This is a genomic window from Nocardia arthritidis NBRC 100137 (assembly GCF_001612765.1).
GTDB classification, from domain to species: domain Bacteria; phylum Actinomycetota; class Actinomycetes; order Mycobacteriales; family Mycobacteriaceae; genus Nocardia; species Nocardia arthritidis.
Genome location: NZ_BDBB01000036.1, coordinates 39789 through 66259, shown reverse-complemented (window position 1 = coordinate 66259; position 26471 = coordinate 39789). Strand labels below are relative to the sequence as shown.

At 67.8% G+C, this 26471-nt stretch carries 20 protein-coding genes; 13 read left to right on the top strand and 7 right to left on the bottom strand.

Annotated elements, in window-relative coordinates; translation table 11 throughout:
• Window positions 1–80: 80 nt before the first annotated feature.
• From NA8_RS23575 to NA8_RS23550, 6 genes are all read left to right on the top strand, one after another.
• A complete protein-coding gene (locus NA8_RS23575) occupies window positions 81–941 on the top strand; it encodes a fumarylacetoacetate hydrolase family protein (protein WP_063052530.1) in 861 nt (286 codons plus the stop codon).
• Window positions 938–1378, top strand: a complete 441-nt coding sequence (locus NA8_RS23570; RefSeq protein ID WP_063052529.1) for a cupin domain-containing protein — start codon at window positions 938–940, stop codon at window positions 1376–1378. Before NA8_RS23575 ends, NA8_RS23570 begins: the two co-directional genes overlap by 4 nt.
• A gap of 160 nt (window positions 1379–1538) precedes the next feature.
• Complete coding sequence (locus NA8_RS23565) at window positions 1539–3152, top strand: phytoene desaturase family protein (RefSeq protein WP_063052528.1); 1614 nt, start codon at window positions 1539–1541, stop codon at window positions 3150–3152.
• 100 nt (window positions 3153–3252) lie between these two features.
• Window positions 3253–4014, top strand: coding sequence for a cyclase family protein (locus NA8_RS23560; protein WP_063052527.1), 762 nt, complete (start codon window positions 3253–3255; stop codon window positions 4012–4014).
• 32 nt (window positions 4015–4046) lie between these two features.
• Window positions 4047–6209 (top strand): thiamine pyrophosphate-dependent enzyme, encoded by a 2163-nt coding sequence (locus NA8_RS23555; RefSeq protein WP_063052526.1) that lies wholly within the window; start codon window positions 4047–4049, stop codon window positions 6207–6209.
• A complete protein-coding gene (locus tag NA8_RS23550) occupies window positions 6209–7858 on the top strand; it encodes an indolepyruvate oxidoreductase subunit beta family protein (protein ID WP_063052525.1) in 1650 nt (549 codons plus the stop codon). Before NA8_RS23555 ends, NA8_RS23550 begins: the two co-directional genes overlap by 1 nt.
• Before the next feature lie 486 nt (window positions 7859–8344).
• On the opposite strand, the gene tsaA is transcribed toward NA8_RS23550, so the two are convergent.
• Window positions 8345–8749 carry a tRNA (N6-threonylcarbamoyladenosine(37)-N6)-methyltransferase TrmO gene (gene tsaA / locus NA8_RS23545; protein WP_063052524.1) on the bottom strand — a complete coding sequence of 135 codons (405 nt, stop codon included), beginning with the start codon at window positions 8747–8749 and terminating at the stop codon, window positions 8345–8347.
• Window positions 8750–9362: 613 nt separating this feature from the next.
• Here tsaA and NA8_RS23540 point away from each other — a divergent pair.
• Window positions 9363–10232: a DUF6924 domain-containing protein gene (locus NA8_RS23540; RefSeq protein ID WP_063052523.1), complete on the top strand. Its 870-nt coding sequence runs from the start codon at window positions 9363–9365 to the stop codon at window positions 10230–10232.
• Between the two features lie 227 nt (window positions 10233–10459).
• On the opposite strand, the gene NA8_RS23535 is transcribed toward NA8_RS23540, so the two are convergent.
• A complete protein-coding gene (locus NA8_RS23535) occupies window positions 10460–12490 on the bottom strand; it encodes a polyprenyl synthetase family protein (protein ID WP_063052522.1) in 2031 nt (676 codons plus the stop codon).
• Between the two features lie 1052 nt (window positions 12491–13542).
• On the opposite strand from NA8_RS23535, the gene NA8_RS23530 reads away from it, so the two are divergent.
• A complete protein-coding gene (locus NA8_RS23530; protein WP_157106876.1) occupies window positions 13543–14799 on the top strand; it encodes a 2OG-Fe(II) oxygenase in 1257 nt (418 codons plus the stop codon).
• A gap of 912 nt (window positions 14800–15711) precedes the next feature.
• Here the strand turns inward: NA8_RS23530 and NA8_RS23525 are convergent.
• Complete coding sequence (locus tag NA8_RS23525; RefSeq protein WP_157106875.1) at window positions 15712–16278, bottom strand: TetR/AcrR family transcriptional regulator; 567 nt, start codon at window positions 16276–16278, stop codon at window positions 15712–15714.
• 133 nt (window positions 16279–16411) lie between these two features.
• Here NA8_RS23525 and NA8_RS23520 point away from each other — a divergent pair, with 133 nt between their 5' ends.
• From NA8_RS23520 to NA8_RS34740, 4 genes are all read left to right on the top strand, one after another.
• The gene (locus NA8_RS23520; protein ID WP_218019501.1) at window positions 16412–17809 is read left to right on the top strand and encodes a flavin monoamine oxidase family protein; all 1398 of its coding nucleotides are present in this window, start codon (window positions 16412–16414) and stop codon (window positions 17807–17809) included.
• Window positions 17810–18003: 194 nt separating this feature from the next.
• Entirely contained in the window at window positions 18004–18714 is a 711-nt protein-coding gene (locus NA8_RS23515) for a DUF8020 domain-containing protein (RefSeq protein ID WP_157106874.1), read from the top strand.
• Between the two features lie 58 nt (window positions 18715–18772).
• Window positions 18773–19462 carry a DUF5995 family protein gene (locus tag NA8_RS23510; protein WP_063052518.1) on the top strand — a complete coding sequence of 230 codons (690 nt, stop codon included), beginning with the start codon at window positions 18773–18775 and terminating at the stop codon, window positions 19460–19462.
• 82 nt (window positions 19463–19544) lie between these two features.
• Window positions 19545–21188 (top strand): serine/threonine-protein kinase, encoded by a 1644-nt coding sequence (locus tag NA8_RS34740; RefSeq protein ID WP_063052517.1) that lies wholly within the window; start codon window positions 19545–19547, stop codon window positions 21186–21188.
• A gap of 134 nt (window positions 21189–21322) precedes the next feature.
• On the opposite strand, the gene NA8_RS23500 is transcribed toward NA8_RS34740, so the two are convergent.
• Window positions 21323–22261: a tyrosine-type recombinase/integrase gene (locus tag NA8_RS23500; protein WP_063052516.1), complete on the bottom strand. Its 939-nt coding sequence runs from the start codon at window positions 22259–22261 to the stop codon at window positions 21323–21325.
• A 304-nt stretch (window positions 22262–22565) separates the two neighbouring features.
• Between NA8_RS23500 and NA8_RS23495 the strand changes: the two genes are divergently transcribed.
• The gene (locus tag NA8_RS23495; RefSeq protein ID WP_245663964.1) at window positions 22566–23318 is read left to right on the top strand and encodes a TetR/AcrR family transcriptional regulator C-terminal domain-containing protein; all 753 of its coding nucleotides are present in this window, start codon (window positions 22566–22568) and stop codon (window positions 23316–23318) included.
• A gap of 316 nt (window positions 23319–23634) precedes the next feature.
• On the opposite strand, the gene NA8_RS23490 is transcribed toward NA8_RS23495, so the two are convergent.
• The 3 genes from NA8_RS23490 to NA8_RS23480 form a co-directional block, all read right to left on the bottom strand.
• Window positions 23635–24375: a TetR/AcrR family transcriptional regulator C-terminal domain-containing protein gene (locus tag NA8_RS23490; protein WP_084467035.1), complete on the bottom strand. Its 741-nt coding sequence runs from the start codon at window positions 24373–24375 to the stop codon at window positions 23635–23637.
• Between the two features lie 320 nt (window positions 24376–24695).
• On the bottom strand, window positions 24696–25109 hold the full coding sequence (locus NA8_RS23485; RefSeq protein WP_063052514.1) for a hypothetical protein: 414 nt from the start codon (window positions 25107–25109) through the stop codon (window positions 24696–24698).
• A 437-nt stretch (window positions 25110–25546) separates the two neighbouring features.
• Window positions 25547–26365, bottom strand: a complete 819-nt coding sequence (locus NA8_RS23480) for an RNA polymerase sigma factor SigF (RefSeq protein WP_063052553.1) — start codon at window positions 26363–26365, stop codon at window positions 25547–25549.
• Window positions 26366–26471 lie beyond the last annotated feature (106 nt).

Sequence of the window (26471 nt, the reverse complement as noted above, 5' to 3'; positions counted from 1 at the left end):
AGCCCACTCGGAGCGATAGCTCATCGCGTTCCTCTGCCGCGGAAACCCACCCGGCCCAGCCCTCTGGAGTGCACCAAGCGATGCGTCTGCGAACTGTCCTCACCGACGACGGCGGCTCCCACGCCCAGGTCCGCCGCGACGGGCGCTGGTACGCCACCACCGCGCCCGACGTCGGCGCGCTGCTCGCCCGCCCGGACCGGCGGTCCGCGCTCACCGGCGAGCCCGCCGCGCCGGGACGATCGGCGCCGGTTGTCACCACCCCGGGCAAGATCCTGTGCTGCGGGCACAACTACCGCGCGCATATCGCCGAGCTCGGGCGCGCCGAACCCGAATACCCCACCCTGTTCGCCAAATTCGCCGACACGCTCACCGCTTGGGACGCCGACATCGCGCTCCCGCTGCCCGCCGACGAGGCGGGCCTGGACTGGGAGGCCGAACTCGCCGTCGTGGTCGGGGCCGAACTGCGGGACGCGGACCGGGCGAGCGCGCGGGCGGGAATCGCCGGGTATACCGTCGCCAACGACTTCTCGGTGCGCACCTGGCAGGGTCGTACCACACAGTGGTTGCAGGGCAAGGCGTTCGACGCCACCACTCCCCTCGGCCCGGAACTGGTCACTCCCGACGAGGCGGACCCCGGCGACGGCCTGCGCATCACCTGCCGCGTCAACGGCGTCACCGAACAGAGCGGCTCCACCGACGATCTGCTGTTCGACCCGGCGGCGCTGCTGTCCTACATCTCCACCTTCACCACACTGCGTGCGGGCGACGTCGTTCTCACCGGCACGCCCGGCGGGGTGGGTGTCGCCGCCGACCCGCCGCGCCACCTGTGCCCCGGCGACGTGGTGGAGACCGAGATCGAAGGCATCGGGCTGCTTCGCAACCGAATCACCCTCCGCACCGAAGGCGATCCCGCGCAGCGGGACGGAAAGGAAAACCGATGAGCAACGAAACCCTCGACACCACCGCGGTTCCCGTCGTCACCCTGGCCGGGCACGAGCACACCGACACCGCCCAGTCCGGCGGCGCGGTGCGGGTGTCCGGAGTGAGCCCGCAGCACACCCCCGCCACCAAGATCTGGTACGGCCGGGTGTCCAACGAGCCCGGCTACCGCTCGCTGCCGCACCACCACGGCGAGGCCGAGACCGGCGGGTACGTGCTCGCGGGCGTAGCGCGCATCTACTACGGCGAGAACTACCAGCAGTACGTCGACATGAAGGAGGGCGACTTCGTGTTCGTGCCGCCGTTCATGCCGCACATCGAGGTGAACATGAGCACCACCGAGGAGCTGGTGTGGCTGACCTCGCGCACCCCTGACAACATTGTGGTGAACCTCCCCGACGTGGACGACGCCATCCTCGCCGGCTACCGCCGCGCCTGAACTCCGGGCCGCACGCCTCCCTCACCGCGCCGTCCGCGCTGCGCCGTCCGCGCTGCGCTGTCCGTGCTGCGCTGCCCGTGCAATGAGGGGCCGCGCTATCCGCACAGCCCTCGCGCTGAGTGGATAGCGCGGCCCCGAGCGCGCTCCTACCGTCCCCGCCATGAGCGAACTCACACCGGCCGAGGTCGACGCGATCGTCGTCGGATCCGGGATCAACGGGCTGGTCGCCGCCGCCGAACTCGCGCGCGCCGGATGGTCGGTGCTCGTGGCCGAACGCAACAGCGACATCGGCGGATTCATCGTGACCGAGGAACGCACGCTGCCCGGCTACCGGCACGACACCTTCTCCTCCTGGCATCCCCTGTTCGTCACCGGTGCGGCCTACGCCAGCCTGGGCGAACTGCTGCACGCACACGGCCTTGCCTACCGCAACAGCGACGACTGGGTGACCGCCAGCGTCGCCGACGACGGCACCGTCACCCTCGCCCACCGCGACCCCGAACGCACCGCCGCGGCCTTCGCCGAGCCCGACGACCGCACCGCCTACCTCGACATGGTGGCGCGGCTGACCGCGAGCCTGCCCGCGATCGGCGGACTGATGGGCGCCGAACTGCGCTCGCCCGCCGTGCTCCGGCCGGTGACCGGCCTACTGCGCGGCAACGGCCGCCGCGGCACGGAGAACTGGCTGCGCGACGCGCTGACCAGCGGCCGCGCCTACACCCGCCGCTACTTCCGCGGCCCCGAGGTGGACCACCTGTACGCGCCGTGGCTGCTGCACGCCGGGCTGGCGCCCGACCACGCCTCCGGCGGGCTGATGGTGCCGATGCTGGCCACCACCCTGCACGCCGCGGGCCTGCCGGTGGTCGCGGGCGGGTCAGGGGAATTCGTCGCGGCGTTCAGGTCGCTGCTGGACTCGCTCGGCGTGCGGATCCGCACCGGCACCGTTGTCGAGCGGATCGTGGTGGAGTCGGGGCGCGCGACCGGAGTGGTGGCGGGCGGCAGGACGATTCGCGCCCGGCGCGCGGTGCTCGCCTCGGTGACGCCGACCGCGCTCTACGGCGAGCTGCTCCCGGCCACCGCCGTCGACCCGGTCCTGCGCGACGAGGCGGCCCGGTTCCGCTACGGGCGCGGCGAGATGCAGATCCACGTCGCGCTGTCGGGCCCGATCGGCTGGCGGGACGCGCGGCTGGGCGAGATTCCGCTGGTGCACCTGTCCGACGGTTCGGCAGGCACCGCAATCGCCTGTGCCGAAGCCGAAGCCGGGCTGCTGCCGCGCCGCCCAACGGTGGTCGTGGGCCAGCAGTACCTGCTCGACCCGGGGCGGGTGCCCGCGGGTGCGGCCGCGCTGTGGCTGCAACTACAGGAGGTGCCCTTCGCCCCGCGCGGCGACGCCGCGGGCCAACTCGACACCGCCGCGGGCTGGACGCCGCAGCTGGCGACCGCGTTCGCCGACCGCGTGCTCGACCGCATCGCCGCGCACGCGCCTGATCTGCGCGCGAAGGTGCTCGCCGTCGACGTGGTGACGCCGGTGGACCTGGCCGCCTACAACGTCAACGCGGTCGCGGGCGACCCCTACGGCGGTTCGGGCGAACTCGATCAGAGCTACCTGTGGCGGCCGCTCGGCTCGGTCGGCAGGCACCGCACCCCGGTGCCAGGCCTGTGGCAGATCGGCGCCTCCACCCACCCCGGTCCCGGACTCGGCGGCGGCTCCGGGCATCTGGTCGCCACCACGCTCACCCGGCCGCGACCGCTGGCGCGGCTGCGCCGTCATTGACACCCGCGTGCGCGGGACAACCGCCGCGCATCGCGGATAGCCCCGCGGCGCTCCGATCACCAGACTCGTCCGAAACCCACGCACCCTCGCAGGAGTAGTGATGTCCGTTCTCAGCACCGTCGTCGACGCCACCCGCAGCGGCGCCGTCGAGATCATCGATCTCACCACCCCACTGCGGGAGTCCACCCCGATCCTCCAGCTGCCGCCGCCGCTGGCCAACACCGTCCCGTTCCAGCTCGAGGAGATCAGCCGATACGACGACCGCGGCCCGGCCTGGTACTGGAACAACATCCACACCGGCGAGCACACCGGCACCCATCTCGACGCGCCGGTGCACTGGGTGACCGGCCGCGACGGCCACGACGTCTCGCAGGCGCCGTTGCGGACGCTGGTCGCGCCCGCCGCCGTCATCGACCGCACCGCGCAGGTCGCCGACGACCCGGACTTCCTGCTCGAGGTCTCCCACCTCGAGGACTGGGAGCGGCAGCACGGTCCGTTGCCCGAGGGCGGCTGGCTGCTCTACCGCACCGGCTGGGCAGCCCGCGGCGAGGACGCGGCCGCGTTCACCAACGAGGGGCACACGCCCGGCGTCTCGGTGGAGTGCGCGCGGTGGCTGGCCGAGAAGTCGCCGCTGGCCGGCTTCGGCGTGGAGACCGTCGGCACCGACGCGGGCGCCGCGCCCGGATTCGATCCGGCCTTCCCCTGCCACAGCCTGCTGCTCGGCGCGAACAAGTGGGGCCTGACCAGCCTGCGCAACCTCGACGAGCTGCCCGCCACCGGCGCGCTGCTGATCGTCTCGCCGCTGCCGATCGTCGGCGGTTCGGGCAGCCCGGCCCGGGTGCTCGCCCTGGTCGAACGCTGAACTCGCCGCCACACGAATTCGGAGGACAACACATGGCCGAACGCTCGTTCGCCAACGAGGTCGGAAAACTCCGCCAGGGGGCGGGTACCACCCTGCACGTCGAGGGCATCCTGGCCGTCACCAAGGCGCTGCTGCAGTCCGGTGTCGCCTACGTCGGCGGCTACCAGGGCGCGCCGATCTCGCATCTGATGGACGTGCTCGGCGACGCCAAGGAGGTCCTCGACGAGCTGGGCGTCTACTTCGAGAACAGCGCCTCGGAGGCCACCGCGGCCGCCATGCTGGCCGCCTCGGTGCACTACCCGCTGCGCGGCGCGGTGACCTGGAAGTCGACCGTCGGCACCAACGTCGCCGCCGACGCGCTGGCCAACCTGGCCAGCGGCGGTGTGACCGGCGGCGCGCTGATCATCCTCGGCGAGGACTACGGCGAGGGCTCGAGCATCATGCAGGAGCGTTCACACGCCTTCGCGATGAAATCGCAGATGTGGCTGCTCGATCCACGCCCGGACGTGGCCGCGATCGTCGACGCGGTGGAGTCGGGCTTCGAGCTGTCGGAGGCCAGCAACACTCCGGTCTTCCTGCTGCTGCGGCTGCGCTCATGTCACCTGCACGGCGCGTTCGAGGCCAAGGACAACAAACGCCCGCCGATGACGGTGACCGAGGCGACCCGCCGGCCCAAGCGCGACGTCAGCCGGATCGTGTTGCCCCCGGCCAGTTTCCAGCACGAGCGGGAGAAGATCGAGAACCGCTGGCCCGCCGCGGTGCGCTACATCCGTGAGCACGAGCTCAACGAGGTGTTCGGCGCCGACCTGGCCGACGTCGGGGTCATCGTGCAAGGCGGGCTCTACAACACCCTCAACCGTTCGATGGAACTGCTGGGCTGCTCGGACGCCTTCGGCGACACGCAAGTGCCGCTGTATGTGATGAACGTGGCCTACCCGGTGATCGACGAAGAGGTCGTCGAGTTCTGCGCGGGCAAGCGCGCGGTGCTGCTGGTCGAGGAGGGCCAGCCCGATTTCCTCGAACAGAACATCAACACCATCCTGCGCCGCGCGAACGTGGCGACCGTACTGCACGGCAAGGATTTGTTCACGATGGCCGGGGAGTACACCTCGCTGGTGGTCACCCGCGGGCTGCACGAATTCCTCTCCCGCTACTTGCCGGACGCGATCACCGCCGAGCCCGCGCTGCTGCGCCCGGCCGACGATCCGGCCGGACCGTTCGCCACCCGGGTCGATCCACAGATCGTGCATCCGCGCCCACCGGGGCTGTGCACGGGCTGCCCGGAGCGGCCGATCTTCAGCGGCCTCGTGCTCGCCGAACGTGAGACCGGCAAGCACCACATCAGCGCCGACATCGGCTGCCATCTGTTCTCGGTCAACGCGCCGTTCGATCTCGGCGCCACCACGATGGGCTACGGGCTGGGCTCCGCGGCGGCCTCGGCGCTGAACTCACAGGACTCCGACCGCAGGACGATCGCCATGATGGGCGACGGCGGCTTCTGGCACAACGGGTTGAGCAGCGGCGTCGGCAACGCCGTCTACAACAAGAACGACCAGCTGCTGGTCGTAGTCGACAACGGCTACGCCGCGGCGACCGGCGGCCAGGACGTGCTGTCCTCGCGGGCCGAGCTGCCCGCCCGCTCCACCAAGCATCCGATCGAGCGGGCGGTGCGCGGCATCGGCGTGAAGTGGGCCAAGACCATCGACGACACCTACGACGTCACCAAGGTCCGCGACACCTTCATCGAGGCGCTCACCACCGACGAGCCGGGGCCGAAAGTCCTGGTGATGCAGAGCGAATGCCAGCTCAACCGGCAGCGCAGGGAGAAGCCGCGGCAGGCGCAGGCGTTGCGCGAGGGCAAGCGGGTGGTGCGCGAACGCTACGGCGTCGACCCGGAGACCTGTACCGGCGACCACGCCTGTATCCGCATCTCCGGGTGTCCCTCGCTCACGGTCACCGACAATCCCGATCCGTTGCGCACCGACCCCATCGCCACGGTGCTCGACAGCTGCGTCGGCTGCGGTGTGTGCGGCGCGAACGCCCATGCGGCCGTGTTGTGTCCGTCGTTCTACCGCACCGACGTCGTCTACAACCCAACCCGTCGGGACCGGGTGCTGGCCCGGTTGCGCGGCTGGTGGATCGGCCTGCTTGCGCGCGGGATCGAACGTCGTATCGCAGGCCTGGAGGTGCAGTGATGTCGAGTTGGCACGACGGACAGCGCCCGCTGACGCTGGCCATCCTGGCGATGGGCGGCGAGGGTGGCGGTGTGCTCGCGGACTGGATCGTCGAGGTGGCCGAGAAGGCGGGCTACTACGCCCAGTCCACCTCGGTGCCCGGCGTCGCCCAGCGCACCGGCGCCACCGTGTACTACGTCGAGTTGTTCCCCCCGACGCCTCCCTCGGGCGCCGGGCGCACGGTGCCCGTGCTCAGTGTCTTCCCTACGCCGGGTGAGGTCGACATCGTCGTGGCCTCGGAACTGATGGAGGCCGCGCGCGCGGTGCAGCGCGGTTTCAGCACGCCCGACCGCACGACGCTCATCACCTCCACGCACCGGGTTTTCTCCATCGACGAGCGGATGGCGCCGGGCGACGGCCGAGCCGATTCCGCGGCGCTGCTGGACACCGCGCGGCGCGGGGCCGAGCGGCTGATCGCGGCCGACTTCATGGCCGTCGCCGAGCAGGCGCGCAGCGTGATCAGCGCGTCGCTGTTCGGTGCGCTGGCCGGATGCGGGGTGCTGCCGTTCAGCCGCGAGCAGTTCGAGCAGCCGATCCGCGACTTCGGCAAGGGCGTCGAACAGTCGCTGCGGGCCTTCGCCGAGGGTTTCGAGGCCGCCCGCTCGGCGGCACCGGCCGAACCCGAAGCCGGGCTCGTGGTACCGGGCGATTCCGTGCCCGCGGCATCGCGCGGAACCGCGCCGGTTCCGCTCACGCTGATCCCCCGGCCACTATCGGCGGAGGAGAAGAAGGATCGGGAGACCACGCGCCGCAACGAGATCGCCGCCACCGATCCGGGTTCCCTGGTCGGCCCGAAGCTGCGGTCGCTGGCCGCCGAAGTCACCGAGCTGCCCACCGCGGCGGGCTCGATGATCCTGCACGGCCTGGTCCGCACGGCGGTGTACCAGAACAAGGCCTACGCCCGGCGGTACCTGGAGCGGGTGGCGCGGTTCGCGGCGGTGGATCCCGACACCGAGGGCGCCGCGCGGCTCACCGTGGAAGCGGCCAGGCACATCGCGCTGTGGATGTGTTATCAGGACACCATCCATGTCGCCCTGCAGAAGACCCGTCGGCACCGCATGGATCGCATCCGGACCGAGGCACGCGCGGAGCCGAACCAGCTCATTCAGGTGCGCGAGTACCTGCATCCGCAGAGCGACGAGATCACCGACACGCTGCCGGAGCGCCTGGGCGCGAGCCTGCGCCGCTCCACGCTGTTCCACCGCGTGGTCCGGAAGATGACGCACAAGGGCATGATCGTCAACACCAGTTCGATCACCGGCTACACCGCGCTGTCGGTGATGGCCAGGATGCGCCCGCTGCGCCCCCGCTCGCTGCGCTTCGCCCGCGAGCAGGCCGCGATCGAGGAGTGGATGCACACAGCGTTGTCGGCGGCGAGCATCGACGCCGACTTCGCGCGCGAGATCGTCGAATGTCAGCGCGTGCTGAAGGGATACGGTGCGACGTGGGAGCACGGGTGGGAGAGTTTCGCCCGATTGATGCGGGCCGCGCAGGATCTTGCGGGTAAGCCCGAGGCCGCCGACCGGCTCGCCCGGCTGCGCGACGCCGCACTGGCCGACGAAGAGGGCCGGGCGCTGGAAGCGGAACTCGCGGTGGCGACCGGGAACTGACAGCCATCTCCCCCGCCGTCGCCGACCGCGATGCCGAATCGCAGATGGTCGCGGCCGTCCCACGCGTACACGCCTGTCCACCATGTTAGTCATCTCGGCCGTCCGACTGGCTGCCGCGGACCTATCCGAGTCTTTCGTGTGGGACGCCGCGACCGGTCGGCAACAGCCGAAACGAGCGGCTATGAAGCATTTTTGCGTCCAGAGGAACACGAGTACCTGACGGATACTGTTTCCTCTGCGGCAGAGAACTCGACGCTGCATCGGTGTCTGGCCCGCCTGCGAACTCGTCCTCGAATGCCGCCAGGGCGGAAACACCGGCCGTGAGCAGATCGGACTGGCGCGGTATGTGCCCGCCGACTCCAGTCAGTGGTGGCAGTTCCAGCGCCCGTGACGCGCCCGCCAGACGGCACCGTCCGCCGACCCCGCCGGCTCACACCCGTACCGGTCCGATTGCGGCCCGGTACGGGTCGTTCCGCACCGCGGCGATCAGCGGTCCCGGGTGAGAAGGGGCTTCAGATCCAGGATCGGTGTGCCGTGCACAGCTTCGAGGTTACGGACGTGGATGCGGGTGCCGGTTACAGCCAGGACGTGGACGCTGTGCAGACCGATCGGATTCGGCCGATGCGGGGCGCGGGTGACGAAGACACCGGTGATCGCGCGAGTCGTGTCACCACGGGGGTGGATCGTGTAGGTTTCGCGGTCGGCGCGATCGAGCCAAGTCAGCACCAGTATGTCGGTGCCGGCGGCGAGGCCCTCGAGGGCGGGGGCATATCGGTCATCGATTACCAGCCACGCTGGCGGGGCACCTTCATCGGGTTGCCGGGGAGCGGTGGAGGGGTCGGTCAGCGCGGATTCGACGTGCCCGATCGGGCGCAGCATGTAATCGGTCATGATGTTCTACCTTCCTTGCCGGGGTCGAGCCCCCTGAACCGGGCGTGAATCGCCGAGCAGAGACAGATTCGGTGGGCCCGGGCAAAGCCAGGCTACGGTTCTCGGTCGCGCCGCCGTTGAGTATGTGCAACAGCACCCGCTCACCTTCTCTGACCCGGAGCGGATCACCGTGGCCGAGCATGCGGCCGTTGATCGTGAACGTCTCGTACCCCACCGCGTAACCGTGCGGCTTCCCCAAGGCCAGCGACGCCTCCATCGTCGCCTCTCCACGCTTGCGCAGCTCGGCGACCGGTTCCCCGGCCAGGGAAGTCGGTGGCCATCTCCTCTTCGCTGTTGAACGATGGTTCGAATTCCTCGAGCGTTAGGAATACTTCCCGGTCGTAAGCGCCGGGATTCCGTTTCGGCTCGATGTATGGGGTGCCCCTCCTCGGCTGACCCGTCCACCTCCACCGGCACCGTCTGCCCGTGCCAATGCAGCTGCTCAGGAACACCGGTGTCGTTGTAGACGTCCACCCACCGGTTCACCTTCACGCAATCGCAACAGCGGGCGGAACAAATTACAGTCCCCTTCCAAGGACTCAACCGGCAGGCATGCAAGCACGAGGGGTTCTCCATGCACCGTTCGAACTGGCCGCTCCTTGCCGGCCGCACCCGGCCGCTCGAGATGAAGGAGTGGGGCGATTTGGCCGTCATGGACCCCGACGCCGACAAGCCACCGCGCGGACGCGGATTCCTGGCCGCCGAGAAAGACTGGCTGCACATTGATGCCGGCAGCGCCCTGGAGAACCCCATCGTCACCCTCTACGCCGGAGATGACCCGGGAGCAGACAGCGGCTGGGACGAGGTCGAAGAGATCACTGTGATCTCCACAACCGGCTTCCTCGCCCTGTGCGACAGCGGATACGAGCCCGTGCGCAAAGAGAATCTCGCCACCGCAGGAGCCGGCCCCTACCTGATCCGCGTCCATGCCAGTGACCGGTCGTCGGACGGCAAGAAGCCTCGCTTCCTCATCCAGGTCGTCCCCGGCGAGCGTGCGGGGGCCGAGCCCGAACCGCCCTCCTCCACGATCGAGCAGGCCGCCGGTCCGCTCCTCGTGCGGACGTTCTTCGAGCAGCCAGATAAGTGGGCACGCTTGCTCCGAGCCCTGGAGGGAGGCTCGGAGCACTACGAGTCGATCACCGTCATCGACAATCGCGCTTACGCGGGCTTCACGGCGGATCAGATTCAGGCCCGGATCGGGCGCGACGACAACGGCCGGTCCGGCGGTACTCTCGTCCTCATCGCCGACGAGCGGGCACTGGCCTCTGTGGAGTTCCCGTTGCTGGCCGTGAACAACCTGCCCGACGATGACGACGGGCCGTTCAGGATCACCCTCGCAGCGGCCGGTTCCTTCGCTGTCAACATGGAGCTGGCGAACACGAGCTTTGGTGAGTGGGGCTGTGGCGTCGACGCCAACGGCATCTACCGCGAAGAGCACTACTGACAGACCATGCATCCCTATGAGACATGCTCTGACATCGCCGATACCGCCGAACGTGTCGGTATATCTAACAAGTACAGCAGCCGCGTGCGCGGGCTACGGAGCGAAAATCCGTGCTGGCCGCCGAGTTCGGCATCAGCCACGAAACCATCTACAGCCACCTGCGAGCCGAGCCACCGCAGCCTGAACGACACGTGATACTTGCCGGATCGGCCTGCTCGGACCTGGCATCACGGACCGGTTGCGGGGGATTGCGACGCGGCCTGAGCTGGTTCGGCGGCCCGATAGTAGATCTCACGGCGCAAGCGTTCCAGGTCCGGCGCCACGGAATCGGAGGTTTGCGTGTACCGATCGGTCTGATTCACCCAGAGCCCCCCGCTCGTTATGTTCGCGTACATCTCGGCGTAGTCCTTCCCCCGACCGGACAGGCCGGGAAGCGCTCGAAGCAGCGCCGGGATATAGCAGATCACCGTCTCGAGTTGGGCGCGTTGCTCGGCCAGTTGGCGCTGCACGTGCTCGACGGCTTCGCGGCGGGTACAGCCGGTCTCGTGACGGACTGCGCGGACCAGGTTGTAGGGGACTTGGCCGGCCTCGTCCCTATCCAGCCCCGCCAGGTCGTTCTCCACGAAGACCACAAAGAACAGCAGTTCTTCGAGACGGCGGATCACGGGGTGGTTGCGCAGCATCGATGGCACCTCACGGTCCTGGTAGACCTCCAGGCAGGCGATTGCGGTTTCGAACCCGCTGGTCGACTTCCGCAGCGGCAGGTAGTCGTCCGTGGAGGGGACGTAGCCGTTGATGCGATGGTGGGCTTCGCGTTCGCAGGCTTCGAACCACCCCTCGAGGTTGTCGAGGAACCGCTGCTGCCAGCGGGTGCCGCGGCCCTCGCGCAGGCGCGGCCACAAGCTCGCCCACGCCGTCGGGATCGCGCCAGGCCTCAACGGCGCCTGCGGGTCCTGGCGCAGCATGGCCACCAGGCCACGCCGCAACGCGGTGACGGCTTCGGGATTGGTCAGCTGCGGATCTTCGAACAGGTCGTCCCACACAAGGGCCAGCGTGAACATGCCGGCGAAGGTCTGTTCACGGGCCGCGTCCGCTGCTGGGACGCAGGTGTGTGCGGGGATCCGGAGACCTCCCGTCCACCGGTTATAGTCGGCCTCGGTCGGTGTGAGGGCCAGGCCGGTGTCCACCAGCCAGCTCCGCAACCATGACGCGGCCTCCGCAGAGACCACCTCACTGTGGCTCTGGGGTGGCTGCGTCGAGGATCGGGAGACCGTGGGACCAGGAGTTCGCCGATCAAGTATGGACCGGGCGTAGGCGGTCATCGCGTGGCGGGTGCGCGGGTCGACGGGTAGGGCGGCGAGCTGACCGGCAGCCTGGTCCATGAATTCCTCGGCTCGCGCCAGGGCCTCGTCCACGGCGCCGGAGGCGACGACGAGTTCGCGGGCACGTGCGGCTTGCTCACCGGTCATTCTGCTGCGCAGCAGGCGGGCAAGGTCCCGGTCGCGGGCAGCGGCGCGGATCACGGGAAGTGTGTAGATGCCCTCGGGCAGATCCGCGTTGACTGGCTTGCCCATCTCTTCGGCGGTCGAGGTCAAATCGGAGATGTCGTCATATAACTGGTAGGCCATGCCGAACTGGCGTCCGAACACCGCCAACGCCTCTTCTTGATCCTCGGGGCGGCCGGCTTGCATCGCGCCCACCCGGCAGGCCAGCGACAGCAGCGCCGCCGTTTTACCGTCGATCGACTCCAGGTAGGACCGCTCGCTGCGGGAGCCCACGTACTGGTCGGCGGCCTCGAGCACCATGCCCGCGCACATCTGCGCACTCGCGGCCGATCCCGCGAGCCCTTCGCGCCGGCCGAGTTCGATCAATACGCGCCCGCCCTCGGTCGTCACGGAGTCTCCAGCCAGTACGGCCATGTGCGGTCCCCACACCGCGTTGGCGCTGGCACGGCCGCGGCGCTGGTAGGCGTGATCGATGACGTCATCGTGATACAGCGAGCCCAGATGCAGCAACTCCACGGCGGCGGCGGCGCGCACCGCCCGGTCGTCGGCCGGGGTCGCGGGATCGGTGAGCAGATAATACGACAGCAACGTCAAGGTGGGGCGGACCATGCGGCGGGAGGTGTCGGGCCCTTCGTCGGTGAGTGCGTTCAACTCTGGCCTGCCCTCGAACCGCACGGGTCCGAGAACGTCACGGACGCGGTCGAGGTCCGCCTCCAGGTGCGGGAAGACAGCGGAATCGATTCCACGTCGCACGCGGGTACTCCTAACTAGTTACATCGGCCATCCACAAACACCGTCGATCAAGGGCAATTCGACACCACCATCGCGCGGAAGATGTTGGTATCGACGAATTTCGACGTTCACTGTAACGGTGGTGATGACCATCCATGAGCGCCGTTGGGCGACGAACCTCGACCGAATCGCCCACCACTTGGCGGTGCGGGCGACAACTGCCTTGTCCGGCTGCGCACACGAGGCGGCGGGTTCTACTGGGATCCCCTATCTCCGCGTCTGATGGCTGCGCTGGGAAAGCAAGTCGACGACGAACATCATCCGCTTCTGTCCGAGGAACAGATGCCAGCTCCATCAGGCACCCGCACAAGAACCACCCGCACACGAACTGAGTCGGCAGCACCTGGTTGCTCGGTGAGGCCGGCCGCCACGGTCGGTACACCGTCGACTGCGACGCAGCCGCGTTGGAAGCCGAATTGAATCTCACCCGCGACGCCTGCGGACTGTTCGATACGCAGGCGGTCGTCTTCCCAGAAGGCGGATCGCTGTCGTCGAACGGCTGATCGCGTTCGGTCATGCGGGGTGGTCTGCCGGCCGACTTGCCGAGCGATAGATCCACCTTCTCACGGCACCAGCTACCACCGCTGTCCACTCGACAGATTCGTAGGAGTGTGGTCGTCAACGGAATAGCCCGGATCCATCCCCAGTCGCGCGCAACTGGTCGCGGTCGTTCGCGCCATGCTCCACGACCCCGGAGTGGCGTCCGGGGTCCCGGTGGGCGGATCGACGAGCTGAGACCCTGCAACCGGGCCTTTGTAGTGCGGTAGTGGCTTACCTGCGTACGGTGCAGACCGGCCCGGGGCTCGACCGAACTCACAGTCCCCGATATTCCGAAGTTTTGCGGTATAGGGGCTGGATCGTCAGTGGGCCCTGAGAGTATGCCCGCGAACGTTTTCGAGCATGGGAGAAGTGCATGACGGACAAGGCTTTACGGGTGATCGGCGAGCTCATGGGTTCGGTGCCGTCGACGGGTTCATTTTGCTGCGCGGCGGACGGTGTCGGCGGAGAACCTGGTGATCGAGGTAGATGGGGTGGGGCCGATCCGGTTGCCGGTGACGCCGGCCCAGGCGCGGCGACTGTGCGAGGTCGCGCGGCCGGCGCGGTATGGATTGCGCGAGCAGACCCTATTGGACGCGAACGTGCGCGACACATGGGAGGTTCCGCCGGACCGGGTAACGGTCGACGAGCGGCAGTGGCGCGAGACGTTGCTGCCCATGCTGGACAAACTGCGGGCCGAGCTGGGTCTGGCGCCGGACTGCGAGTTGTCGGCGGAGCTGCATTCGATGCTGGTGTATGAGCCGGGACAATTCTTTCAGCGTCATCAGGATTCGGAGAAGGCCGACGACATGATCGGCACGTTGGTGGTGACTCTGCCTTCGGCGTTCGCCGGCGGGGAGCTGGTGATCGAGCAGCAGGGGACGAAGGTCACCGACCAGGGTTCGCCGGAGGAGCTGTCTTGCGTCGCGTTCTATGGCGACTGCGAGCATGAGGTGCTGCCGGTCACCGACGGTTTCCGGATCACGCTGACCTACAACTTGGTGGCGAAGGGGCGTACCGGCCCGGACCCCGCCGCTTTCGCCATGCATCCGTCGGTCGCGTTACTTGCCGAGCAGTTACGCGCGCATTTCACCACACCGATGGAATTGTCGACGTGGCCTTTGCACCGTGAGCCGGCGAAACGCCCACCTCGTCAACTCGTCTACCTGTTGGATCATCAGTATTCCCAGCACGGATTCGGGTGGGATCAGCTCAAGGGCGGCGATGCTGCACGTGCTGGGTTGATGCTCGCGGCGGCCGACATCGCGGGATACGATACGTCGCTGGCGCTCGCGGAGGTCGAGGACTCCTACGAGGAGGACTACACCTCGTGGATGATGATCTATCGTCAACGTTGGGAGCGCGTTGAGGACGGGTGGAAATGCGTCGAAAGCGCTGACATGGAGTTCGATGAAGACGGGGAAATGGTGGAGCCTGTGCCCGATGACCCCGCGAGCTTTCCGGTGCGCTCCAGCCTTCCTTTGGTCCCGGGATCGGAAGATCTCGGCGAGCTGCGCTGGTCGACCATCACATTGACGTGGCTGATCGACCGGTCAGGGGCGGCCGGTGAGCCCGCCGTGCGGGAGGTCCGGGATGAGGAGTTGTGTACGGGCGGATCGAATTCCGCGTTCGAGCCGTTCGCGTCGGAGATCGAGGGTTACATGGGCAATGAAGGAAACACCGCAAATTTCTGGTACAGGCGCGCGGCGATCATCATCCGGCCCCGTCAGTAGAACGGCCCGGCAAGCAATCCCCGGCGTCGACCTTCGACGCGGAACGACCTGTCAGCCAAGGCCATTACCGCGCGTTCAAAGTATTTGCTGACAATGTGCCCATCTACGCGAACTGGCCACCTACGGGAATCGGAACCGGACGGAAGTTTCACTGGCCGCTCTCTCCTCCCCGAGGTTGTGCCGCTTCCGAGGCGCTGGACGTCGATATCGTCCGCGCCGGCCACGGTGACGTACTGATGGGCGAGCCGCTGCGCGCGTGGCCGGAGTCAGCGGTCGGCGCACTGACGCCGACAGGTCATGGTTATGGACAACACCGGTCTCCTTCCGCCTCCCGACCCCGACAACACCCCCCGAGCGGCAGTCGGCGGCATGGTCGAGATGCCCATGGCGCACCGTCCGAGCCAGCCGCAGCGGAGGTGAACCCGCTGACATCCCGTCTCCGCGATCGCACTGGGTGCCCTGAAGGCATGTGGGGTCCAGTTGAGCGGAAACTGGCGCTAGTGGGTGCTGGTAGCCGAAACGCTTTGCTGTGGAGGTCAATTCGCTGGATCGGCGGGCGCTGGCGGGCGTGTGGTGATTGCATGTCGGTTTGTGGGTGATGAGGGCGGGGGCGGGTACGGCCGGTTCGGTGTGTTGTCGCGGGTCGAGCTGGAGCGGTTCGGCGACCAATGTGATCATCCCGATCGCCGTGACGGCGACCGCCCAGGTGTGGATCCAGCCGCGCAGCCGCGGCTTGATCAGGGTCGTGCCCGTGATCGCGACCGGTGTCGCGTCGGCTGTGCCGATCATGCCGGGCACGATGTACCTCCTAGTGATACCCGCGAGTAACCTACGGCATTGCACGTTTCCGGTCATCCCGGTGGCGGTGGCCCCGGATGCGATATCTGGTGCTGCCGGCGGGGCGTGGCGTGGTCACCGTGCCCGGGGTGCCAACGCGGTGGGGGTGCGCAGGCCGTGGAGCAGGACGGTGGTGATGAAGTCGGGGGCTTGGCGGGTGCCCATGTGGCCTTCGAGGGTGAGTTCCCACGCGGTTTCGGCCAGTCCGCAGAAGGTGGAGGCCAGCCAGGTGGCGGGCATGTCGCTGCGCAATACCCTCGCGTCCTGCCCGGTGGCCAGCAGCGCGACGGTGCGGGCGAAGATCTCCTCGGCGCGTTCGGTCGCCTCTGGTGCGCCGAGCACGTCGGGTTCGACGTAGACCAGGTTCCACAGTTGCGCGAAGGGCCGGTACTCGGCGACGAGGGTGGCCAGGACCTGGTCGGTGAAGCCGGTGTGGGTTTCGGCGCGGGTCAGAGCCTGGTCGCAGTCGTCGAGGATCTTGGCGGCCATGGCCTGCACGAGTAGCTGGCGGGTCGGGAACATGCGGGTCAGCGTGGCGCGGCTGATCCCCGCGCGGGTGGCGATGACCTGCATCGACGCTCCGCGGTCCTTGGCCAGGACCGGGATCGCCGAATCCAGCACTTGCGCCGCATCGGTACGCATCGTTACACGAACTCCATAGGTCTCATTTGACACACGGATGTATCAATATATTCTTTTGCGAATCAGTATTTCACTACGAGGTCGTGATGACCGAGCCCGCGGGCGAAGTCGGCGACAGATTGGTTCGGTGGCCATGACGATGCACCGTCGCCGGTTCCTGCAGACGACCGGTCTATCGGCTCTTGCGCTGCTGGCTTTGGCCGCCTGCGGCGACGACGATTCCGGCACCACTCCGGCGGGCGGGCGGCGTCGAGTGATCGTGGTCGGCGCGGGGATCGCCGGGCTGGCCGCGGCCCGTACCCTGGCCGATCGCGGTCAGGACGTGGTGGTGCTTGAGGCCCGCGACCGTATCGGCGGCCGGATCTGGACCAGCACCCAATGGGCGGATGTCCCGGTCGACCTCGGCGCGTCCTGGATCCACGGCGTCGACGGCAACCCCATCACCGAGCTGGCCCGCAAGGCCGGCGCGCGCACGGTGGCGACCAGCCTCGACAGCGGCACCGAGTACGGCACCGACGGCGAAGAGGTCGACAAGGCCACCGCCGCGGCGATCGAACACTGGCGCACCCAGATCGCCGAAGCCCTCACCGACGCCCAGGAAGAGGACGACGACGAGGCTCGGGATGCGTCACTGCGAGCCGTGGCGCAGCGGGCGGTGAACTGGCCGGCGCTGTCCGGCCGTGACAAGGCGCTGGTCGACTCGCTGCTCAACGACTACGAGCACGAGTACTCCGGCAGCGTCGATGACCTGTCGAGCCTGTACTTCGACGACGGCGACAAGATCAGAGGCAAGGACGTGCTGTTCCCGAGCGGCTATGGCGCGATCACCGACTACCTCGCCAGAGGGCTCACCGTCCACACCGGACAAGTCGTCGAAAATATCGACTGGAACGATAGCGGCGTCACCGTCGTCACCGCCACCGCCACCGCCACCTTCGACGGCGACCACGTCGTGGTCACGCTACCACTGGGGGTATTGCAGAGCGGCGCAGTCGAATTCGGTCCCGGCCTGCCCGCCGACAAGACCACCGCGATCGGCAAGCTCGGTATGGGTGTGCTCGACAAATGCTATCTGCGATTCCCCACCGAGTTCTGGGCCGACACCGACTGGCTGAACTACGTGCCGAGCCTGGACAAGGCCGGACGGTGGGGGCAGTGGATCAACTACGCCCGCGCCGCCGACCAGCCAATTTTGTTGGGGTTCAATGCCGCCGACTTCGGCCGCACCAGCGAAACCTGGTCCGACACCGACCTCGTCGCCAGCGCCATGGCAACCCTGCGCACCATCTACGGACCCGACATCCCCGCACCCATCGACTACCAGATCACCCGCTGGTCTACCGACCCCTACGCCCACGGCTCGTACTCCTTCAACAAAGTCGGCTCCACCCCCCAGATGCGCGACCATCTCGCCGCCGACATCGACGACCGCGTCCACTTCGCCGGAGAAGCCACCAACCGCACATCCTTCGGCACCGTCCACGGCGCCTACAACTCCGGACTACGCGCCGCCAAGGAAATCACCGGCTAGTTGGCAGAAATGGTCAGCGCGCGCACCAGGGCCCTGGCGGCACTTCCCTCGGCCCGGAACTGGCTGGCGCTCGACCTCGTCACCCGGGCGTCGTCGTCGGCCGCAGCCGAGTGGTCATAGCGAAACCCGTTCCACTCCAGCGGTTCACACCGACCGCGAGTCCCTGCGGATAGATGTCCGAGAAGGAATTCCTGATGAAGAATCCGAAGAGTTTCCGTGCCACCGTCGCTGTCACCCTTGCCGCGGCCATAATCACCGCCGCAACCACCGCGACCGCCTGGGCACAGGATCACGCCGACGCGCCGCGGCCGGACACCGCGATCAGCAACGTCTCCGCGGGCATCGGCTACAACGCCACCCTCGTCGACCGCTCGATCGTGTTGCGCACCGATTCGGGCCGGTTGAGCACCCATGGTGATCGGTTCGAAATCCTCGACGACACCGGCAATCTCGCGTTCGGTATGCCGCTGACCTACCAACTCGACAACAAGACCTGGCCGATCGCCGCCCACATCGACACCGACGCCCGCACCGTCACACTCACCCCCAGCACAAACCCCGCCGCAGCCATTACCGCGCCGGGGCCGCAGCTGACGCACATCGCGACGCAGGACGAGTTCAACGGCGCACTCGGTGTGGCCGGAATCCAGATCGGCCTGGCCACCGCCATCGGCGGAATGGTCGGCGCCGCACTGGGGTTGGGCATCGGCTGTGTCGCCGGAGCCATCGTCGGCACCACACTCATGCCGCCCGCGTTCCTGGTGGGCGCGCCCGGCGGCTGTATCGCCGGAGCCGCCCTGGCCGCCGGACTCGGCACCGCGATCGGCACCATCGCAGTCGGTACTCCCGTGGTGATCATCAGCGCCATCCAGATGTTCAACACCCTGACCACCCCGCAGACGTGACCCGCACCCCGGGTGTCCCGAACGCAGTGGGATACCCGGGGCCGGTGAATCCATCGATGTGACCGATCTGCACGACGGTGAGCGGCGCATGGGCCGCATCACCGCCATCCTCACCGGCAGCCACGATCGCCGCGGGATCTTCGCGGTCTTCTACCGCGAGATCCTGCGCGATGCGAACCCGCTGCTGGACGCCGGCGATCTCGACGACCCCCAGTGGGCGCGGGCGGTCAGCATCGAATTCTTCCGGCAATACCTGCAGAACCTGCACGGCCACCTCACCAGCGGGCCGGTCACCGCGGGCTGGCAACGCTACTACGCCATGGCCGCCGATCCAGCGCGCTCACCGGGCCGCACTGCCGCCACCGCCCTGGACGCCCACCTGCTCATCGACTTCCCTGCCGCGATCGCCGCGACCGACACCCACGGTGAGCACACCCGAGACTTCTTCACCATCGGCAACTCACTGATCACCACCACCAACCGCATCACCGACGAACTCCAAGCCACATCCGGTGCGACGCTGCCCGGGTTCTTCCAGCTGTACTTCCTCGGCAAAGCCGCGGACCGGCTCATCGGCCAAGCCAACACCAGCCACGTGATGTTCCAGAGCGTACGCGCGAGTGCCCTCGCCTCCGGAATCGCCATGCAGAACCGGCCACCTGCCCGACCGCCCAGGCTGGCATGCGCACCCTCTACCCACACCGCGGAAGCCGTGTTCGACGGATTGGAAGCCCTCGGTCGGATCTGAGAAACTCGCGCCGGCATCGACGGCCGCGACGGCTCTGTGAGCCTGCATCCCGTTCCTACCGCTCAACCCGCAGAAAGTCAGCATGACCGCATCGCCCTTCCTCGCCTCATCGCCGTCGGCCTTCCAGGCGTTGTCCCCGGACGACCCTCGCGAGATCGGCGGCTACCGCCTGTGCGCGCGGCTGGGCGCGGGCGGCATGGGGCGGGTCTACCTGGCCTACACCCGCGGCGGGCGCCCGGTCGCGCTCAAGGTGGTCCGGCCCGAGCTCGCCGAGCACAACGAGTTCCGGCACCGCTTCGCCCAGGAAGTCGCCAGCGCCCGGCGTATCCACGGGCTGTACACCGCCCAGGTCGTCGACGCTGGCACCGACGCCGCCGCCCCCTGGCTGGCCACCACCTTCGTGCCCGGTCCCTCTCTGCATCAGGTCGTCCACCGCTACGGCCCGCTGCCCGAACGGACCGTCCTGCTGCTGTGCGCCGGCATCGCCGAGGCCCTGCACGCGATCCACACCGCGGGCGTCGTGCACCGCGACCTCAAGCCCGGCAACGTCCTCATCGCCGCCGACGGCCCACGCGTCATCGACTTCGGCATCGCCCGCGCCGCCGACGCCAGCCCCCTCACAGGCACCGGCCTGCTGGTCGGATCACCGGGCTTCATGGCCCCCGAACAGGTGAGCGGCCTGCCCGCCACCCCGGCCACCGACGTCTTCGCCCTGGGCGCTCTCATCGCCTACACCGGCTCGGGCACGCCCCCGTTCGGCGACGGACCCGAGCCCGCCTCCCTCTACCGGGCGATCCACGACGAGCCCGACCTGTCCCGCCTTCCGCACGGCCTGCACGAGCTGGTCCGGCTCTGTCTGGCCAAAAACCCCGACGACCGGCCCGGCACCGCCTGGCTGATCGAGGCCGCCCGCCGCCACCCGGCCACCGGGGGCGAACTCCGCTTCTCCGACGGCTGGCTGCCCCAACAGGTCAACAACGACATCCACCGCCACACCGACCTGCCCACCACACCTGTCCCGCTCCCCACCGTCCTCAACCCGCGGACAGCGGCCCACACCCCCACCGCACACCTCCTGCCCGCCCCGCAACCCACCCTGCTACCACCAGCCCCCACCGGACACACAACCGCGCCCGCCCCACGCCGACGCGCCCGCACCGCGCTGCTGACAACACTCGCCCTCCTCGTCGGTGCCGCCACGACCTTCGTCCTGCTCGATTCCTGTTACTTCGACGACCCCGACGACCAGAACACCTCCGCCACCGCCAGCCTCCCCCCGTCCGCTGGCACCACCCCGTCCGTCGGTGCCAACCCGCCCTCCCCCTCCACGTCCCCGCAGCCGGCCACGGTCCCCGAATACACCGCCGCCTACACCAACCTCGAACTCACCTCCCCCGACAGCGACTACGAGTTAGACCTCAAAGCCGGGAAAGTGACCCAGAACACCTCTAGCTGGTACCTGGGCCGCGAGGCCGGGGAGTTCTACATCCCCGAGGACAGCGACGCCTACATCGCACCGACCGGCACCCTCACCCTCCGCGACTGTCTCGAGGGCATCGACACCCAGCCCACCACCACCCTGCCCTTCACCACTGTGGGCGCCGAGCGCAGCTTCTGCGTCCGCTCCCACGGCGGCCTCGACATCGCCATCATCCACACGCTCACCACCGCCTCCGACGACGGCCCGGTCACCGTCTCCATCACCTACTACCGCCGCTCGGCCTGACCAACCCGCCAACCGGGCAGGACCCCGCACCTCCGAACCGGCCGCCCCCCACGCCAGTTCGGAAGTCGACGTGCCCAGCCTGCCGCATGGCGCGCTGACCAAACCGGAGCGCCTTACGGGCCGTAGCCCAGAGCTCAGCGACCCGGTCGCCGGCGTGCGGCCGGGTCGCTGTCGGCCTGGTACCGGCGCAGCCCCTCGTCGGACACCCGAGCGTATTTGGCGAGGCTGCGGACCGAGGTATGCCCGGACAACTTCATCAACACCGGTGTGGACGCACCGTCCTCGGCGGCGTGGGTCAACCGGGAATGTCGCAGCTGGTGCAGGACGTAAGGGCCGTCGTCGTAGTGCGTGGTGTGGGTTTCGAACAGTTCGGCCGCACGCCGGTAGGACAGCCGGGCCCGCCCGGTTTCCGGGTCGATGTCATTGCTGGCCACCGTGGGGCGGGCACGGCGATCGGTCAAGAACAGCGGGCCGGTGCGGCGGCCCGCGAGCATGCGCGGCAGCAGCCGGGCAGTGCCGGTCTGCCACGCGATCACCTCCCGCGCCCCGCCCTTGCGGGTCACCACCGCGCACCGGTTCACGGTATCCAGATCCGGGACGTTCAGATTCAGCACTTCCTCGGCGCGCGCGGAGGATTCATACAGCATGTGCCACAGCACCCGCTCCCGCAGCGGCGCATCCGATCCCAAGATCTCGATGACCCTGCCCCTGGACAGGGCCTTGCTGGTGTCCGGCGGCGCGGGCCGCGCCCGCAACCGAACCAGCGGATCCCCCGCGAGCCACCCCTGGGCGCGCCAGTACTCGCACGCCGAACCCAGCGCGGTCAGCCGGATGTTGAAGGTCTTGGCCGCCTTGCCGCCCCACACGAAGGTGAACCAGCCACTCACCCGATCCGGCTCCTCGCCCAGCAACGCGACATCGGTGTCGGCCCCGAAATCGGCCACCAGCTTTTCCAGCGCCACCGCATAGGTCGATCGCGTGTTCTCGACCGTGATCGTCGCGGTGAAGATGTCCACCGCGTCCCGCAGCCGGACACCACCGGCCCGCCGGGGAAGCCTGCGCACCTGCCCCATCACGCACCCTTCTACCACTATCGCAGATAGTTTCCCGAGTCGCCGCCGCGTCGGTGGTACATCTCGCCAGTACACCTCCAACGTTACCGCACATAGTGAGTCACTATGTGCGGTAATTGCTTAGCGCCAGTTTCCGCAGAAGTGGACGCCCCCTCCACAGAACCACACGAATCAACCGACGTAGCAGGGCATTTCCGTCACGCGCGCCGCTAACACCAGTTTTCGTTCAACTGGACCCCACGTGCCCTGAACTACGAGATGTCAACGATGTAGGTCTACACTAGTTACACCATCGGAGATTCTGATGACGAGGGAGGCATCCGAGATGGCCGAAGTTCCGATCGATCGCCCGAGCTCTCGCTCTGGGAACCGACGGCCCGACCGCGCCGCCACCGGCCGGGGCAACGGTGCGATCACCAGGACGACCGTGCTGACCGCGGCGCTCGAGATCATCGATCGGGACGGTGTCGATGCGCTGTCGATGCGGCGGTTGGCCGAGGCGGTAGGGCGGGATCCGATGGTGATCTACCGGCATGTGCCGAACAAGGCGGCTGTGCTCGACGGTGTGACCGAACTGGTGCTGGCGCAGCTGTCGGTCGATCCCGCCGCCCCGGACTGGGCGACACAACTGCGCGCCCTCGCCCGGGATTTCCGGCGACTGGCGCTGGCGCATCCACGGGTGGTGCCGTTGCTGGTAACCAGGCCGTTGGCCACACCGTTGGGGCTGCGGCCGCCTGCGGTGATCCGCCCCTTGGAAGACATCCTCCAGCTGCTCACCCGTGCCGGGTTCTCCGGCGCCGACGCGCTGCACGTCTACCGTGCGGTGTTCGGCTTCCTGTACGGGCACGTTCTCAACGAGTTGCAGGAGATCGTGGAGCGTCCCGAGGAGACCGACGATGTACTGCGGCTCGGTCTGCATCGCCTACCGATAGCGGAATTCCCACTGCTGCGCGAACTCGCGCCCGTCCTGGCCGCCTACGACGGCGAAGCCGAACTCGAACGCGGCCTGGACATCCTGCTCACCGGTCTCACCGCCAGGCTGCCCGGATCAGAGTGATGGTGTGGCGCTCAGTCCGCGTCGAGGGAGCCGCCTTCGGAATCCCAACAGTGCTGCGCGGCATTTCGCCGTTGTCGGCGAACGGAAAGTGCACTCGCAGAGTGCGTTTGTCACCGCTGACCCCGAGGACATCGACGGTGTGCGCGGGCTTGTGCCGGTAGCCGTCGAGCCGAACCTGACGCCCACCGTTGGCGAGTTTGCTCGTTGCCGCGCGGCCGCCACACCCCGCCGGTGCCCGCTGCGTCGAACTCGAGCCGCGGGCGAGTGGTGGACGGCACCGGCCGCCCCTGGGTGGTTGGGGTCAGTTGCGGCGTTCCTATCTCGGCCGCGTGGCGGCTGGTGTCATCGTCTCGGTGAGACCGCTGATCAAAATGTCGAGGCCGCGTTCGAGTTCGACTCCGCCTTCGTAGGCAGCCAGATCCGAGGCGAGGCCGCGAAGCAAGGGAAATTCGTCGACAGGTAGGCGGTACAAGCCGAGACGCAGCACGTCGTCGGTCTCTTCGGGGCGTTCGATGACTTCCTGGAGCCCGTTGAGGACGTGACCATAGAGGAATCCGAACAGCGCGCGGTAGATGTGCAGGGCGTCGGCACTGCTGAAGTCGGCCCGGGTGAGCAGGTCGAGGGTGCGTTCCAGCGGCCGCAGGGTGCCGAGCGGCCGCAGTCCGAGCGGGGTGGACAGCGGATGGGTGACCAGCAGGGGAACCACGTTCGGGTGGGCTACTGCCAGTCGGCGGAAGTCGCGGGCGATGATGCGCAGTTGACGGCGCCAGTCCGGGTCGGTGGGGTCGACGGTGAGTTGTTCGAGCACGATTTCGGCGACTCCGTCGAGAAGTGCGGCTTTGTTGGCCGCGTGCCGGTAGAGCACCATCGGGTCGCGGTCGAGCGCCCGGCCGAGGCGCCGCATCGACAGATGTTCGACACTATCGCGATCGATGATCTCGAGGGCGGCCGCCAACATCGCGGACCGGGTCAGCGGGCTTGCCGCGTGGTCCTCTCGGGCGGCGCGGTCCGCTGAGGCGTCCGCGGAACCGCTTGGTCCGGCCTTGACACGGCTCATCGACTCGACGCCTCCTCTCGGTCGGAACTCTGATCTGTTACCGTTGTAAGTCTACATCGTAGACATACAATGTATCTAGACCCTGAGATGGGCGACCGGTTCGCGCAGCGGTCGGGTAGGAGATCCGAGGAAGAACGAAGTCGTCGCCCGTGACCATGGACTGTCCTGGAAGCTCTTCACGCCGCTTCCACCCACGCCTATCAGGCGCGTTCCGACGGCCGGGGCCTACTACGTCGATGACTTGTTCCATCGGCGGCCCAGAGATTATTCGAAACGGACGAGGGCATTGTCGCGTACGAGCGCGTCCAGGGGTGTGGAGTTCACGCAACGCCACCGGTTCTTGGCGGCGACGGCCGTTCAGGATCAGCCCCGCGTGGCGTCTCACCTGCCTTCGAGTCCGGATCGACCTTATCCGCGCGCTCCCACTCCTTGTCCAGCTCGGTTCGCGATTCCGCCGCCGCACCGCGATGCACGTGCGCCTGCTGAGCAAGCTGCTCGGCCTGCGCCGCCTTGGCCTCGGCTTCGGCTTTTGCCGCCCGGCTCTTGGCGGCAGTCTCCTTCGCCCGCGCCTCCCGCTGACCGACCTCGAGTTCTTGTTCCGCCGCGCGGCTACGAATGCCTTCGGCTTCGACCCGCTGGTGTTCGCGCCGTTTGCGCATCAACACCCATACACCGGCCAAAAGCAAAATGACAACAACCGCGACGACGATCACGATCACAATGGTGGTGCTCATCTTTCGACTCCTCGCACTCTCCCCCCTCTACCCTAACGCCGATGCACTAGCCCTGAACTGGAAAAATGACCGATGGACGCTTAGACGGAACCTGCCCCGCATTCGACCTCCGGCCGGTAAAGGCGGGGCTGCGCCGACAGCGCGGCACAGCCACACAACGGACACTCTTCGATAACCGTTCAGGTGGTTCCGGCGGAGCTTCACCCCACTGATACCGGGCGAGCCTCGTCTCTGACGACAATCCGTCCTCGACGCCCTCTGGCGCATCGTTGTCGGCCTCGGACGAGTATTCGCCGTCCATGGCGGGCCCAGAACAGCGCTTCGAACGATTCGACCGCTGGACGATCCGATTTGCTGGTCGAACAGGCTGGATGCGTGCGCTCCCCCGGCCTGATCGGCCGGGTTCTCAGGGCTTCCAAAGTTTTCGAGCAGGCTGCTCAGTCGCGTAATGCCGTCTCGTGCAACGAGTTCAGCGTCTTGGCCAGGATGCGTGAGACGTGCATCTGGGAGACGCCGAAATGCTCGGCGATCTGGGTTTGGGGTTGGAATTCGAAGAAGCGCATGAACAGCACTTCGCGTTCACGCTCGGGCAACGCGGCGATGAGAGGTTTCACCGTCAGGCAGTCCTCGATGGTGCAGTAGTCCGGTTCCTCGGCGCCGAGAATGTCGAGCAACGACAGCGGCGCGTTCTCGTTGTCATAGTCGGCGGTCGCGTTGATCGAAGAGGTCTGGTAGCCGTTGTGGGCGATCATTGCCTGTGTGACATCGCCGACGCCGACGCCGAGCTGCTCGGCGATCTCGCCGGCTTTGGGCATGCGACCCAGTCGTTGCGACAGCATTTCGATCGTCGGGCCGAGGCTTTGCTGAATTTCCTTGACTTGCCGTGGTACTCGCAGTGCCCAGGTGAAGTCACGGAAATGGCGGCGGATCTCGCCCATGATGGTCGGTACCGCGAAAGACAGGAACGTTGTCCCGTAATCGGGGTCGAACCGGTCGACGGCGGTCACCATGCCCAGTCGGGCGGTCTGCAGGAGATCATCGAAGTTCTCGCCGCGGCCTGCGTACTTGCGGGCGATGTGTTCGGCCAGTGGCAGGCATCGCCCGATCAGCTTCTCCCGCAAAGTAACTCGGCGCGGGTCGTCCACGTCCAGTTCGGCGAGCTGGGCGAACAGTGGTTCGAGATGGTCGTAGTTGTCGGTGCCGCGGCGGGTGTGTGGCGTCCTCGCAGGGAGAGTCCGTGTCGACTTATCGGTCATCGGTCTACCTCGGATCCAGCTGAATCGGCGGAGGTTGGGCACCCGGACAACCGCGTTGGTGAACGGGGTGTGCAGCGGCGACCTGAGGTTGATGAAGGTCGCGAAG